Origin of the sequence: Gardnerella swidsinskii (genome assembly GCF_003397705.1) — a bacterium.
GTDB lineage: Bacteria > Actinomycetota > Actinomycetes > Actinomycetales > Bifidobacteriaceae > Bifidobacterium > Bifidobacterium swidsinskii.
Map to the genome: position 1 here is coordinate 68,755 of NZ_QJVB01000001.1, position 14,560 is coordinate 83,314.

The following is a 14,560-nucleotide window of genomic DNA, read 5'->3' on the forward strand; positions in this document are numbered from 1 at the left end:
GTTACCTCAATTCAAACATTGTTGCGCCGATTCGCACAGAAGTACGCGGAGCTAATATAACAGGCTCAGTAACACGATTATGACCAATCATGGTTCCATTTGTGCTACCTAAATCTTCAAGAACCCAAGAATTAACTGATTGATTAAAATAAACACGAGCATGGTGTGAAGATACAAATTCATCATTTAATACGACTGTATTAGAAGCAGCACGACCAAGAGTCACACCAGCAGCGTTCAATGGGAATGAAGATCCTGCCAAAGGTCCATCAATAACAACTAACAAAGTTGGAGAACCGGATGTATTTTCTTGATTTTCTGCTTTGGCAAATACTGGCGTCTCACGCACTTGCATAACTTGTGAAAACTTTGCTTCACGAGAATTACGACGAGAACTTTTCTTCCAAAAACGAGATTTTTTAGGACTAAATACTTCAATATCGCAGCGAAGCGAACGGATAGCGCACCATACAAAAATCCAAAGTAAGACTAAAAAGCCATACTTAAGTATTGCAAACGTTAATTCAGTAAACATCATGCGCGTTATCGTCTCCTAGCTCGGAAATACTTATTACTCCTGGTCTTGAGACGATGCCCAATAAAGAATACGCGTACGACCAATAGTAATAGTGTTGCCATCAACCAATGTTGCTGCAGGAACCTGATGACCTTCTACATATGTACCATTCGTAGATCCAAGATCACGAGCAATAACACCGTCAGGAGTTATATCAATACCAAGATGATGACGAGAAATACCTGGATCATCTATTACAATATCGCAACCAGACCCACGTCCTAAAATAGTACGATCCTTTGTAAGCAAGTACTGGTTACCATTAATTTCAAGCATCGGGTGATTCTGCGATTGATCCTCAGTAGTAACAGGAACAGCATTACCCTGAACAGATTCAGATGTCAAATGGAAATTACCTTTAGTTAATTCCAAATCCTCTTCAAAAATAACAACTACAGGTCCTACGAAAGCATAATGCTGACTCTTAGCATATTGAGTAAGATTATCTGCAAGCTCATTAGCTAATGCTTCACTACCCCATTGTTCAATATGATCAAAATCAGGCGTACTCAGCTTAAAACGGTACTCATTTGGAGCAACTGTGTGATCTCTGCCAATAGGCATGGCTTCAGCGTCAATTTCACGTTCCAAAGCACTCGAAAAATCGACTGGCTGCAAATCTTTGGAGCCGAATTTTGCGAAGACGCTGTTCATTGCACCTTCCACGCTCTTCTCAAATCGGTCAAACACGCTCATGGTAAACCCTTTCTATCTGTTCATCATAGTACTCGTCACCGGGTACGGTGTTCAACTACCACACGCTTTTCTTCTAATATATTTTCTTTTTTATACATATTATTTCGTACTCTCCAACGTGCATTTACATCATTGTGCGTGTAATCTTAACAAGTATGATGCAGAAAAATAACAATAATCACAGCGGATTATCGGTTTTCACTAGAAATTCCGCTACTATTTTTACACTATTACTCGCAGTTGTTATTCCGTGCTTAGGAAAAGCACTACTAGTTACTAGTAAAGAGCGCACTTATGAATCATCCATAGTTTCTTGGTTCCACAAGAGTGTTCCCTCTGTAATTCTCAGTATTTCAAAAATATTAGCTTTAGTTTTTTCAACTAAGGGTTGCATAGCAATACTTGTTTTATTAGCAGCGCTTTCATTATTTATAAATAAAAATTGGAAGATGACAATAATTCAACTTTTAATTTCGCTTCTTCCTATGATTTACATTTTTGCAGTTAAATTTGCTGTAAATCGTCCGCGTCCGTACATTGGTTTGAATATTAAATTACCAACTGATCCAAGTTTCCCAAGTGGACACACTTCAGCAGCTGTAGCAGTTTGCGTTATGGCAATGTTGATTCTTTACATCAATAAACCATCATCAATTCAATTTGGATTACTTTTTAGCGCAATTCTTGTTGTTATAGTTGCTGTTTCACGTATTATTGTCGCTGCTCATTTCCCTACGGATGTATTAGCTGCAGCAATTATATATCCACTACTTTCTGTTACAATTTTGCGCTCGTTCCAGCGACATAATTTATATATTGACAACAGAAATAATGACAAATCTACTTACGAAGAACAAATATTAGATTCTAACTCACAATCTAATATTCAATAATATATAAAAGGAAGAAAATACTAATGATAAAAGGATTTAAAAAATTTATTTTACGAGGCAGCGTAATCGACATGGCTGTCGGTGTTGTTATGGGTAGTGCAGTAACTTCAGTAGTAACAACGATAGTTAATTATATTATTAATCCTCTTATTGCAATGATTTTTGGAAAGCCAGAACTTAATGGTGTTCTAACTATTAGTATGAATGGTGCAACAATTTCTTTTGGCGCAGTAATTGGAGCATTATTGAATTTCCTTATTGTTGCTACAGCAGTTTATTTCTGCATTGTTTTACCTATTAATAAATTGCGTGAAATTGGTGCAGATTTGTTGCAAATTGAACATGAAAAAACTGAAGAAGAAAAAAGAAAAGAGCGTGAAGAAAAAACTATTCAACTGTTACAAGATATTCGTGACGAACTAGTAAAACGTTAATTTCTTATTTTTCTTATAAAAAATTCCCACTGCTTCGTAGTAAACAGTGGGAATTTTATTATCCAAAGCTAAATTATTCACACTATCAGTCGTCACCTAAAGTAATGTGAATTCCTCCAACTAATGAACCAACAACGTTATATAGAAGAGCAATTATTGCAGATAATACGGTTATTATAATTATTTCTACAATTGAAAAAATAGTCACAGTACTTAATACTGTTGGGAGTGAGAACACATCTGCAAGATTAAAACCGTTACTATCCAAACCAGTAGAAGAAACAATCTGCGTTACTTGATCAAATACACCAATCATATTCAAGAACAACCACACTAAACCTGCAGCAATAACTTGAATAATTCCTCCTGCAACGCTTAAAAGGAATGTTACTTTTGCTACAGACCATGCATCTACTCTTACTAAAGAAAGACTCATACGACGAGCACGCGGAACACGTCCCGATTTTGTTGCATTTGATTTATTGGAAATAGATGAAGCAGCACCACCAATTGTACGACGATACGTATTGGAACTACCACTAACACGTCCAGAAGATGATGAATTTTTAACAATATTTCCTAAAGAAGAATTACCAGATATTTCATCAAAATTATTTTCTTCACTTGAATAATTAACTTCCTTAGAAGGAACCATTTTTTCTGCAGATAATTCTGTGTCATTAGACAAAAATCTTGCAGATTCCTCATTCATATTCATCGGATTTTGCGATGGCTCAAAATTTTCGCTCATCTCAGTGTTCCTTCTCTTATTAATTTGCCTATAATCAGTGTCATTATACCAATGAGAGTACCAATAAAAACAGACTAGAACAGTTTTTATTAGTACTCTCAAATTTTTGTGGAATAATATTATTAATATTATTCCACATAAGAAGTTTCTTAAGCTTCCTCATTTTCTGAAGTAGCTTCTTTTTCTTCTAATTGATTTTCTTCGTCATCCGTTTCTTCATTACGGGCAATAGAAATAATTTCATCGCCTTTATCCGGCTTAGCTAAGGTTACGCCTTGAGTTGTTCTACCAGTGCGCTTCACTTCATTAACGTCAGAACGAATTACCTTACCGGACTTCATAATTGCCATTACTTGATCTGTTTCTTCAACAATCAAAGCTCCAACTAATGAACCACGACCCTCTGCAAGTTGAACAGCTTTAACACCGTAGCCGTTTCTTCCTTGCAAACGATACTCTTCAATAGCAGTTCGCTTAGCAAAACCTTCATTAGTAACAACAAGAAGATCTTTACTAGTTTCTGCCGCAACAACGTCCATATCGAGTAATTCGTCACCTTCACGGAATCTCATACCCTGAACGCCGGCAGTCTGACGACCCATTGGTCGAAGTTGTTCATCATCTGCTCTAAACTTCAAACTCATTCCAAGCTTAGAAACAAGAATAATGTCATCTTCTGAATTGCACAAAGCTGCACCAATAAGCTCGTCGACAGGTTCACCTGTTTCTTCATTTGCCATCAAACGTACAGCAATCAAACCGCCTTGACGTGGAGAATCATACTCTTGCAATGCAGTTTTCTTAACTTTCCCGGAACGAGTTGCCAATACCAAGTATTTAGCAACATCATAATTTGGAATTGATAACACTGCTTGAATTGTTTCTCCAGGAGTAAATTGCAACAAATTAGCAACATGCTGACCTTTAGAATCGCGAGATCCTTCTGGAAGTTCGTAGGCTTTCAGACGATAAACTCGACCACGATTAGTAAAGAAGAGCAACCAATTGTGTGTAGAAGTTAAGAAGAAGTGATCAACTACATCATCTTCACGAAGCTTTGCACCCTTAATGCCTTTACCACCGCGATGTTGAGCACGATACTCGTCTGCCTTAGTACGCTTAATATAACCTGCGCGAGTTACTGTTACAACAACGTTTTCTTCAGCAATAAGATCTTCAACATTCATTTCACCAGAGAATGGAAGAATCTTAGTTCTGCGATCATCACCATATTTTGCAACAATTTCATCAAGTTCATCGCCAACAATTTTGCGCTGACGTTCTGGGCTTGCCAAAATATCGTTGTAATCAGCAATTTTAATCATCAAATCTTCATGCTCGTCGAGAATCTTCTGACGTTCCAAAGCTGCAAGTCTACGAAGTTGCATTGCAAGAATGGCATCCGCTTGAACTTCATCAACATCAAGCAAATTCATTAAACCAGTACGAGCAGTTTCAACATCTTTAGATGAACGAATTAAAGCCACAACTTCATCAATCATATCCAAAGCTTTCAAATAGCCTTGCAAAATATGATCTCGCTCTTCAGCTTCACGCTTTAAGTAACGTGTACGCCTATCAATTACTTCAAGCTGATGAGTTACCCAATGACGAATAAACGCATCCAAACTCAAAGTTCTAGGAACGCCATCAACCAAAGCAAGCATATTTGCGCCGAAAGTTTGCTGCAATTGCGAATGCTTATACAAATTATTTAAAACAACTTTTGGAACAGCATCACGCTTAAGAACAAGAACCAAACGCTGACCAGTACGACCAGACGTTTCGTCGCGCATATCTGCAATACCTTGAATTTTGCCATCTCGTACAGCTTCACGAATAGAAGCAGCTAAGCGATCAGGATTAACTTGGTATGGAAGCTCGGTAACAACCAAGCACATGCGTCCCTTAATTTCCTCAGTATTAACTACTGCTCGCATTGTAATTAAGCCGCGACCTGTGCGGTACGCTTGCTCAATTCCCTTGTGACCTAAGATTGTTGCTCCAGTAGGGAAATCAGGTCCTTTAATTCGCTGAATTAAAGCTTCAAGAAGTTCTTCTTTGCTTGCATCAGGATGATCCAACGCCCAGTGCACACCATCAGCCACTTCACGCATATTATGAGGTGGAATATTGGTTGCCATACCAACAGCAATACCAGCAGAACCATTAACTAAAAGATTCGGGAAACGAGCTGGCAAAACCGTAGGCTCTTGAGTTTTACCATCATAATTTGGCAGGAAATCAACGGTATCTTTATCGATATCTCGTACCATTTCCATAGCCAACGGTGCCATACGACATTCCGTATAACGCATTGCTGCTGCAGGATCATCACCAGGAGAACCAAAGTTTCCTTGACCATCAACAAGCATATAGCGCATTGACCAAGACTGAGCCATACGCACTAAAGTGTCATAGATAGCAGAATCACCATGAGGGTGATACTTACCCATAACATCACCGACAACGCGAGAACACTTGTTATATCCGCGATCAGGCCTGTATCCTCCATCATACATTGCATAAATAACACGACGGTGAACAGGTTTTAAACCATCACGAACATCTGGTAAAGCACGCTCAACAATAACAGATAATGCGTAAGCTAAATAAGATTCACGCATTTCCTGCTGCAAATCCATGTTCTTTACGCGAGCACCCTTCATTAAGCCATAATCAGTATTATCTGCTTCCTGAGGGCTCTGTGGTTCCATAGAACCATCTGGAAGCTGATCTCGCTCAGCACCATCACGAGCGGAATTTATTTCGTCTACCACTTCAATTCCTTCTTAATCTTATAAAAATTAAAGTTTTTTCTTTTTATCTTTTCGAATAAATTAATACTTTTAAGCGTCAATAAACCTTGCATCATGAGCATTTCTTTGAATAAAGAGTCTACGAGGCTCTACTTCATCGCCCATAAGCATGGAGAATGTTTCATCAGCTCGAGCAGCATCTTCAATATGAATTTGCTTCAAAATACGATGCTCAGGATCCATTGTTGTTTCCCACAACTCCTGATAACTCATTTCACCCAAGCCCTTGTATCGCTGAATACCTTCACCTTTAGGAAGTTGACGACCAGCAGCTTTACCTTCTGCCAAAACTCTGTCTCGCTCAGCATCCGTATAAACAAAATCATGTGCTCCCTTGCTCCACTTCAAACGGTACAAAGGCGGCATAGCAACATAAACGTATCCTGCAGTAATCATAGGACGCATATAGCGGAAAAATAATGTCAAATTCAAAGTAGCAATATGAGCACCGTCGACATCAGCATCAGCCATAATAATGACTTTGTGATATCGAACCTTGCTTAAATCGAAGTCTTCTCCATAACCACCACCAACAGCAGTAATTAAGGATTCAATAGTTTCAGACTTCATCATTCTGTCGATTGAAGCGCGTTCAGTATTCAAAATCTTACCACGCAAAGGCAAAATTGCTTGCGTAATAGGATCGCGACCTTGAATTGCTGAGCCACCTGCAGAATCACCCTCGACTATGAATAATTCACATTCTTCAGGATTACTTGACTGGCAATCCTTCAACTTATCTGGCATTCCAGCAGTTTCAAAAATAGACTTGCGACGAGTATTTTCGCGAGCTTTTTTAGCAGCAAGTCGAGCACGAGAAGCTTCTATAGCTTTTTGAATAATATTTTTTGCTTCATTTGGATGAGCATCAAACCAATCTCCAAGCTTTTCAGTCATGACTCTTTGCACAAAAGTCTTAGCTTCAGAATTGCCAAGCTTTGTTTTAGTCTGACCTTCAAACTGTGGAGTTGTAAGCTTTACTGAAACAACTGCTGTTAAGCCTTCGCGAACGTCATCACCAGAAAGATTAGTATCTTTCTCTTTCAAAATATTCTTTTCGCGAGCATAACGATTAACTAAAGTAGTAAGCGCTGCACGGAATCCTTCTTCGTGAGTACCGCCTTCAGTAGTCGAAATAGTATTAGCAAAAGTGTGAACTGCTTCAGAATAAGCAACAGTCCATTGCATAGCAATTTCCGCAGAAATACCAATTTCAAGATCTTCAGCCTCAAAGTCAATAACATCTGGCTCTACTGGAACAGCTTTTCGAGATTTAACTAAGTAATCAACATAGTCTTTAATACCATGCTCATACTGGTAGCTTACGCTTCTATGCTTTTCTTCACTAGAAGATTCGGAATCACCTGCAACTTCATCTCCAGCTTCATCTGGCTTACGTAAATCAGTTAAAGAAATCTTCAAACCCTTATTTAAGAAAGCCATCTGCTGGAAGCGAGAACGCAAGGTTTCAAAATCATAAACTGTTGTTTCAAAAATTGTTCCGTCTGGCCAGAAAGTCACAGAAGTTCCAGTAGATTCTCCTTCTGTCATTGGCTCACCTTTTGCCAAAGGAGCAGTTGGATGCTGATCAACATAAGTTTGAGTCCAGTGGAATCCTTGACGACGAACTTCAATTTCTACACGAGTAGAAAGTGCATTAACAACAGAAATACCTACACCATGTAAACCACCAGAAACAGCATAACCGCCGCCACCAAACTTACCGCCAGCGTGAAGCTTAGTCATAACTGTTTCAACACCAGAAACACCTTCGCCTGGCACTTCATCTACTGGAATACCTCGACCATCATCGACAACACGAATAGCATTATCAGGCAAAATTGTTACTTCAATATGCGAAGCATATCCTGCCAAAGCTTCATCAACAGAATTATCAACAATCTCATAAACCAAATGATGCAATCCACGAGGACCAGTAGAACCAATATACATGCCTGGTCTAATACGAACTGCCTCTAATCCTTCTAGAACACGAAGGTCACTCGCATCATAATGTTCAGGAGCAAGTGAATCATCGAGTTGAGCATCATCGAGTTTATGCTCTTCGACGGCATTATCCATCGAATTATCTTCCGTGTTTGCCACTTTAGGTCCCTTCACAAATTGCCTCATATTAAAAGGCATTTATAGAGCCAACATATGCCAGAAAGCACATAAAAGGGGATTCTAGCGTTTTAGCCATAATACATGACATTCTACACACATACTATGACCTCTCTTCAGAAATAGGCATTTTTACTATTTTTAAAAAATATAATAATATTATTAAAATTTATTTCTTAAAAATCCTAATCCACTCGTTGTTGGACCAATAACTTTAATTTCTTTTATTTCAATATTTTCAAGGTTATTATTAATTTTTTCTTTTAATTGTGGAATTAAATAAGAAAGTTGAGTTGCCCAAACTGTTGATTGAGCACGAACAATAAGCACGCCATTTACAACTTGACTTATTTCACAATGTTTTGCAATACTTTCCCCTACTACTTTATGCCAAGAAGAACGTAATTTTGCTATAGAAAGTTGACTATTCCAATTACTTTCAGAAGCAAAATTTTTTAAAATACCACAGAATGATTTAGGATCTCTACCAGGTTTTCCAAAATTTTCCCAAGCTTGTTCTGCATTTTTTTCACGATTATTTTCGCGTTCAGCTTTTCTATTAATAGGATCAAAAATAATTGCAGGTAATTTTCGAGTATCAATTTTTAAAAGAATATTAACAGGAATCATTATTTTTCCTCCTGCTTATTTTTTCTTTGTTCTATTACATCAAGCAAAATATTATTATGCTCTTCACTGAAATTATTAATTTCATTATTTTTTTCTAATAGTTTTCCAATATTTATAAGATTTGTTTTTTTAATATATTCTTTATTAGGAATGTCGCTAAGAGAAGAAGTAGTAATAAAAACTTGACCTTGATTAAGTGCAAAATTTAATATTCTTATACGCCTGTTTTCATCAAGTTGTGCAAATACATCATCAAGAATAACAATAGGTTTATCATTATTTTTTTCTTCTAATGCCTTGCATAATGCCATTTTTGAAGCTATTGCAATTGTCCAAGATTCACCATTCGAAGCAAAATCTTTAGCAGAAATATTATTAATAGCAAAGTCAATATCATCACGATGAGGGCCAATAAGATTGCATCCTCTAGCTAGCTCTCCATCATAAATACGTTGAAAATGCTCACTTATTTTAGAAAAAAGCTCGTTTTTATCTTCAATATTTTCATCACTCTTTTTTTCAAATAATACTTCTTCAAAAGAAGGAACATATATTATTTCCGTATTTTCTTCATTAGTAAAAGATTTAATTATATTTTTGAAATATTTATTAATAATTTGCACAGTTTCTTGGCGTGCTTTTGTTAAGTTAATACCACTTTCAATAAATTTACCAGTCCAAATTTCTAATCCGGATAATGAAACTGTCTGATTTTTGTATGAAAAATCTCTAATATTTTTTAGTAATGCAGCACGCTGTTTAGAAATATGTTTAAATTCTTGCAATAATTGCACATAATTTGGTATTAACAAAGATCCAGCTTGATCGATAAAAGTACGTCTAACATTAGGATCACCAATTATAAGAAATTGGTCTCTTGGAGTAAAAGAAACTATTGGCAATAATCCAACAATGTCTTTAACATATAATGCTTTACCAGAATTTATATGTGCTCTATTAGAACCTTTTACATAAAGATCTATTTCATAAGTTGTTTGATTTAAATTACTTTCTAAAGATGCAATATTACTTAAGCCAGTATTTGTTTCATCTTTTTTATAATTTATATCATTATTAATGGTATTTATTCTTATTATTGATTTTTCATAGCCTTTTTTAATAAGAGGCAATGTTGAAGATGTTCTGTGACTTATTCCAGTACCAGTAACTTCTAATGCTTCTACAATATTGGTTTTTCCTAAACCATTATTGCCATATATAACATTTATTCCAGGGTTGAAATCACAAATTATATGGTTCCAAGAACGAAATGTATCAAGGGCAATTCGCGAAATATACATTGCTTAATTACCCTTTCTTAATAGTTTTAAAAGAAAAATGCGATATTACATTGTACATCAAAAAATAATCTAAAATACAATGCAATATCGCAACAATATTAATTATTAAAACGCATAGGAACAAGCAAATAGCGATAATCTGTTGATTCATCACCATCTGATTCCTGCTGACCATTAAATTCAACAGGTTTTACAGCTGTTGCCATTTTCATATGCACAAATGGCTCTGGAATAGCTCCTAACCCTTCAAGTAAGTAGTTCGGATTAAAGGCAACAGTTATGTCTTCTCCATCCATATCGATATCAAGTACTTCTTTTGCTTGTGATTCGTCAGCAGTACCAGCACTCAAAGTTAACTCCTGATTTGAAAAAATCATTCGAATAGGAGCATTTCTTTCGGCGACTAAAGATACTCGCTTAATTGCATTTATCAATAATTGTTTATTAATAATTGCGTGAATAGGATATTCATCTACGAATAGTCGATCTACAGAAGGGAATTCTCCATCAATTATTTGTGAAGTACTTGTACGACCGGAATTTTCAAAACCTAAAAGTGACTTATCTTCCTCATTAAAATGGATAATAACATTTTGATGATCGTCGAGAGAATGAGCAATATCTCTTAGTAATGACCCACGAGTAAGAGTGGTCGAATGAATGTCATTATGTTCTGGTGTCCACTTAAAAGTAGATCTAGATAGACGGAATCTATCAGTAGAAGTCATAGTAACGGTGTCATCTTCAAATTGGATCCTAATTCCAGTTAGAACCGGTCTATTTTCTTCTCTAGATGTAGAAACAGATGCTTGATTTACAGCTTGAATAAATGTTGGTGCATCAACCTGACCTAATTTATGAGGCAGTTCAGGCAAGTCAGGATACTCTCCAAGAGGCATAAGTTGTAGAGTAAATGTTGATTTTCCGGAAGTAATAGTCAAAGTATTATTTTCAGATTTTAGATAAGTTTTTTCTGCAGGAAGAGACTTAGTAATATCTGCCATCAATTTGCCTAGAATAAGTATGCTTCCCTCTTCGTCAACACCAGCTTCAATGTGATGGCAGCTAGAAATTTGATAGTTGAATGCAGAAAGCTGCAATGTGCCATTTGCTGCTTCAATTTTTAAGCCTGCAAGAATAGGGTTTGCAGGGCGTGAGTCAATTACGCGTGTAGTCCAAGCTACAGCATCAGCAAATGATGCAGAGTTGACTTCTACTTTCATGCTTCCTCTTTTCTGTAAAGTCTGCATTTATTCTACAGTATGAGGGTGTCTACAAAAAATATTTTTCAATGTTTGCATTGCTTTTGCAATTGTTATTTTTCTTATTAACTAAGTAGTAAATAAAAGTAGTAATAAAGACTGTGTATATGTGGAAAAGTGCTCAAAAACCGCTTTTAAAAAGACTTATTAACAATTAAAAGATGTGGATAACACAAGAACAACAATGTGTATAAGTGGGGAACTTATCCACAACTTTTTCTATTTTTTAGAGTTTCCACATTTTTAAATGCCTTATAAACAACTTAATAACATTTTTACGCGGCGTTTTCCACGAGTTATGCTCAGCTTTTACCCACATTTGTTATTAAGTATGTGGATAACTTTTTATAAACTTTTAAACATTTATTCATGAATATGTGGAAAATAAGTTTAATTTCTACGCTCAACAGGATTTTGTTTTAAACGAACAGTTAATTCCATAACGTAGTTATAAATTTCTTGCTTTTCTTGCATCTCGCCACTTACTCGAGTATAAGCATGCATAACTGTAGTATGATCCCTACCGCCAAAAACTTCGCCAATATCAACCAAACTCATGCTTGTCATTTCTCTTGCAAGATACATTGCAATTTGACGAGCGAGTGCAACATTCTTTGTGCGCTGACGACCAACAAGTTCATCAAAAGTCATGTGGAAATACTGAGCTACTTGACTAATGATGTCAGTTGGCCTTACTTCAATATCTGTAGCAAAGAAATCTTGTAATGCTTGTTCAGCTAAAGCTTTACTAACAGGCTGATTACTTAAAGATGCTACAGCAGTAACGCGTGTCAATGCACCTTCAAGTTCACGAATATTTTCTGTAAAACGTTCAGCAATTAAATCAAGTACGTCACTTGGAACATTACAGTGATTCATTGATGCCATCATTCTCAGAATTGCAATACGCGTCTCCAAATCTGGCGGTTTAATATCAACCGTAAGACCTGATTCAAATCTGGAAATTAAGCGTGCTTCAAATCCCTTAAGATTTTTTGGCGCAACATCTGAAGCTATAACTATTCGCTTATTTGCTTGATATAAAGAATTAAAAGTATGGAAGAATTGTTCAAGTGTTGCTTCTTTTCCACCAAGGAACTGAATATCGTCAATAAGAAGAACATCTACTTCACGATATCGCCTATTAAAATCAGCGATTTGACCTTGACTTTGATTTGGTGTTTGAAGAGCTTCAATAAATTCATTAGTGAATTCCTCACTTGTTACATAACGCACTTTAAGTGAAGAATCTTTTACTAAAGCATAATTGCCAATTGCATTAAGCAAGTGAGTTTTGCCAAGACCGGAGCCACCATAAATACATAAAGGATTAAAATCTCTGCCGGAACCCTCTGCGACTGCCAAAGCTACAGTTCTTGCAAAACGATTTGAATCGCCAGGCACAAAAGTATCAAAAGTTGCGCACGTATTTAAATGTGTAATTGCATCGCGTTGAACAGAGACAGGCATTTTTTGCTGTGCAGCCTGTTCAGTAGAAATATCAGTTTGTTGAAGAGTAGATATTCCAGTTGCATGATCAAAATCTGGTTGTACAGGAGATGAATTATTTGCTGTAACCGATGACAAATTATTAGATGATGAAACTGAAATATTATCAACAGGCAAAACTGTATTATCAGTTACTATTTTATTTTTATTTAAATTCGCATTGTTCTGTGCTTGATGAGATAAAGAATTTGAAGAATTTTGTGCAGCTTTTTCCTGATATTCAGATTGAGGGACGATCCTAAAAGCAGGAAACATATCTTTACCAGTGCAAATTTTTAATGCTGTAAGTAGAGGAGAATTTAATTCATTTTGCAAAGCTTGTTGCGTTTCAGCATTGGATACGCACAAAACAATGGTCGTTCCAAAGATTGCTTCTGGTTTAACACCTTCAAACCAACCTTTATCGCGCGCAGTTAAAAGGGCGTTATGCTGTAAAACAGTAAGCGTATTAGACCATACCAAAGCAGCTTGCGATGTAGAATCGCCTAATGTATCAGCCATTTCACCCCCAAACTTGCATTTAGCACATGTAATAATGCTGATTCTGTTTACGCGCGCACGTGTGTAATAAGTATCAGTAAGATATGTTTACTCTGACCCTACGAAGTTATCCACAGTCTAGCGTGTTGAAATTGTTTAATTGTGAATAACATGTGTGTAATTTGTGGATAAGTTTAAAGCTGAGATTTGGCTATTTTTCAACGATTTTGCGTGTACAATAAATTGTAATAGAAATGTGAATAAATCATTTTTATTTATATCTGACAATGTTGATTCTTCAATAAGAAAATGTGGAGTTTTGAGCATTGGTGAGGGGTAATAGTATTTTGGTATAGCTTGACTCATACGGGGCCATGCTTTTGCGTGGCTGAATACAGGAGCATTAGTTATGAAGAGGACATTTCAGCCGAATAATCGTCGTCGTCACATGAAGCACGGCTTCCGCGTTCGCATGCGTACGCGTGCAGGTCGCGCAGTAATTAATCGTCGTCGTGCCAAGGGCCGCAAGTCACTGTCTGCCTGAGTTAAGGTAGCGTCGTAAGGCATGGAAAGGCTGAAAAGCCACCGTGATTTTGTTGCGGTGCTAAAAAAACGGCGCAAGGTGAGTTCTCGGGATATCGTCGCGCATTACATTATGCGTGACGATATAGCCGTGCAGAGCACACTTAACGAAGATAGAAGTGCAAGTTTAGATTATATTGCCACGGGTTTTGAAAGTGATACTCCCGCGGCATTTTCTGATACCTTCTTACATGATCAAAAATTTGAACATGTAAAGAGGCTAGGTCTTGCTGTATCTAAATCAGTGGGGAAAGCTGTAGTTCGCAATAAGGTAAAAAGACGTCTGCGAGTAATCGCAAAAAATTATGAATCTTTATTACCTGCAGGTTGTGATGTGGTGCTAAGAGCAAAACCTTCTGCAGCTCAATCTTCATTTGATTCGTTACAATGCCAGATACAAAAGCTTTTTGGCAAAATTAGTGCAGATTTATGTTCTACACAAAATTGCAAAATGCATGAGAATAATCAGAATCAAGGATAATTGAAATATATTATTTTGAGT

At 36.6% G+C, this 14,560-nt stretch carries 13 protein-coding genes; 4 read left to right on the forward strand and 9 right to left on the reverse strand.

All coding sequences use genetic code 11. The annotated features are described in order from the left end of the window. Position 1: 1 nt before the first annotated feature. Positions 2 to 538, reverse strand: a complete 537-nt coding sequence (locus D0T18_RS00295; protein WP_004109549.1) for an FHA domain-containing protein FhaB/FipA — start codon at positions 536 to 538, stop codon at positions 2 to 4. A gap of 33 nt (positions 539 to 571) precedes the next feature. Next, complete coding sequence (locus D0T18_RS00300; protein ID WP_012913694.1) at positions 572 to 1,273, reverse strand: FhaA domain-containing protein; 702 nt, start codon at positions 1,271 to 1,273, stop codon at positions 572 to 574. Between the two features lie 155 nt (positions 1,274 to 1,428). Between D0T18_RS00300 and D0T18_RS00305 the strand changes: the two genes are divergently transcribed. Both D0T18_RS00305 and mscL read left to right on the forward strand, forming a co-directional pair. After that, positions 1,429 to 2,166 carry a phosphatase PAP2 family protein gene (locus D0T18_RS00305; protein WP_103013748.1) on the forward strand — a complete coding sequence of 246 codons (738 nt, stop codon included), beginning with the start codon at positions 1,429 to 1,431 and terminating at the stop codon, positions 2,164 to 2,166. A 23-nt stretch (positions 2,167 to 2,189) separates the two neighbouring features. After that, on the forward strand, positions 2,190 to 2,600 hold the full coding sequence (gene mscL / locus D0T18_RS00310) for a large conductance mechanosensitive channel protein MscL (RefSeq protein WP_012913695.1): 411 nt from the start codon (positions 2,190 to 2,192) through the stop codon (positions 2,598 to 2,600). A gap of 85 nt (positions 2,601 to 2,685) precedes the next feature. Here the strand turns inward: mscL and D0T18_RS00315 are convergent, their stop codons facing one another. The 7 genes from D0T18_RS00315 to dnaA all read right to left on the reverse strand — a co-directional run bounded on the left by D0T18_RS00315 (position 2,686) and on the right by dnaA (position 13,497). After that, the gene (locus D0T18_RS00315) at positions 2,686 to 3,255 is read right to left on the reverse strand and encodes a DUF3566 domain-containing protein (protein WP_369827461.1); all 570 of its coding nucleotides are present in this window, start codon (positions 3,253 to 3,255) and stop codon (positions 2,686 to 2,688) included. A gap of 245 nt (positions 3,256 to 3,500) precedes the next feature. Then, a complete protein-coding gene (gene gyrA / locus D0T18_RS00320) occupies positions 3,501 to 6,131 on the reverse strand; it encodes a DNA gyrase subunit A (RefSeq protein ID WP_102703287.1) in 2,631 nt (876 codons plus the stop codon). 69 nt (positions 6,132 to 6,200) lie between these two features. After that, complete coding sequence (gene gyrB / locus D0T18_RS00325; RefSeq protein WP_102703288.1) at positions 6,201 to 8,276, reverse strand: DNA topoisomerase (ATP-hydrolyzing) subunit B; 2,076 nt, start codon at positions 8,274 to 8,276, stop codon at positions 6,201 to 6,203. 180 nt (positions 8,277 to 8,456) lie between these two features. Then, on the reverse strand, positions 8,457 to 8,924 hold the full coding sequence (locus D0T18_RS00330) for a DciA family protein (protein WP_004109579.1): 468 nt from the start codon (positions 8,922 to 8,924) through the stop codon (positions 8,457 to 8,459). Then, positions 8,924 to 10,225 carry a DNA replication/repair protein RecF gene (gene recF / locus D0T18_RS00335; protein ID WP_012913698.1) on the reverse strand — a complete coding sequence of 434 codons (1,302 nt, stop codon included), beginning with the start codon at positions 10,223 to 10,225 and terminating at the stop codon, positions 8,924 to 8,926. The genes D0T18_RS00330 and recF overlap by 1 nt, the downstream gene beginning before the upstream one ends. A gap of 98 nt (positions 10,226 to 10,323) precedes the next feature. Further along, a complete protein-coding gene (gene dnaN / locus D0T18_RS00340; RefSeq protein WP_012913699.1) occupies positions 10,324 to 11,448 on the reverse strand; it encodes a DNA polymerase III subunit beta in 1,125 nt (374 codons plus the stop codon). Between the two features lie 429 nt (positions 11,449 to 11,877). Next, a complete protein-coding gene (gene dnaA, locus D0T18_RS00345; protein WP_004109588.1) occupies positions 11,878 to 13,497 on the reverse strand; it encodes a chromosomal replication initiator protein DnaA in 1,620 nt (539 codons plus the stop codon). A 388-nt stretch (positions 13,498 to 13,885) separates the two neighbouring features. Between dnaA and rpmH the strand changes: the two genes are divergently transcribed. Together rpmH and rnpA are read left to right on the forward strand one after the other, a co-directional pair. Beyond that, positions 13,886 to 14,020 (forward strand): 50S ribosomal protein L34, encoded by a 135-nt coding sequence (gene rpmH, locus D0T18_RS00350; RefSeq protein ID WP_004106067.1) that lies wholly within the window; start codon positions 13,886 to 13,888, stop codon positions 14,018 to 14,020. A 21-nt stretch (positions 14,021 to 14,041) separates the two neighbouring features. After that, positions 14,042 to 14,539, forward strand: coding sequence for a ribonuclease P protein component (rnpA, locus tag D0T18_RS00355; protein ID WP_033888537.1), 498 nt, complete (start codon positions 14,042 to 14,044; stop codon positions 14,537 to 14,539). The last annotated feature ends 21 nt before the right edge of the window (positions 14,540 to 14,560 follow it).

Bases quoted from the DNA above. Each gene is read 5' to 3' on its own strand.
- rnpA (WP_033888537.1), top strand. From the start codon at position 14,042: ATGGAAAGGCTGAAAAGCCACCGTGATTTTGTTGCGGTGCTAAAAAAA.
- D0T18_RS00300 (WP_012913694.1), bottom strand. From the start codon at position 1,273: ATGAGCGTGTTTGACCGATTTGAGAAGAGCGTGGAAGGTGCAATGAAC.
- D0T18_RS00330 (WP_004109579.1), bottom strand. From the start codon at position 8,924: ATGATTCCTGTTAATATTCTTTTAAAAATTGATACTCGAAAATTACCT.
- rpmH (WP_004106067.1), top strand. From the start codon at position 13,886: ATGAAGAGGACATTTCAGCCGAATAATCGTCGTCGTCACATGAAGCAC.
- dnaN (WP_012913699.1), bottom strand. From the start codon at position 11,448: ATGAAAGTAGAAGTCAACTCTGCATCATTTGCTGATGCTGTAGCTTGG.
- D0T18_RS00305 (WP_103013748.1), top strand. From the start codon at position 1,429: ATGATGCAGAAAAATAACAATAATCACAGCGGATTATCGGTTTTCACT.
- mscL (WP_012913695.1), top strand. From the start codon at position 2,190: ATGATAAAAGGATTTAAAAAATTTATTTTACGAGGCAGCGTAATCGAC.
- D0T18_RS00295 (WP_004109549.1), bottom strand. From the start codon at position 538: ATGATGTTTACTGAATTAACGTTTGCAATACTTAAGTATGGCTTTTTA.
- recF (WP_012913698.1), bottom strand. From the start codon at position 10,225: ATGTATATTTCGCGAATTGCCCTTGATACATTTCGTTCTTGGAACCAT.
- D0T18_RS00315 (WP_369827461.1), bottom strand. From the start codon at position 3,255: ATGGTTCCTTCTAAGGAAGTTAATTATTCAAGTGAAGAAAATAATTTT.
- dnaA (WP_004109588.1), bottom strand. From the start codon at position 13,497: ATGGCTGATACATTAGGCGATTCTACATCGCAAGCTGCTTTGGTATGG.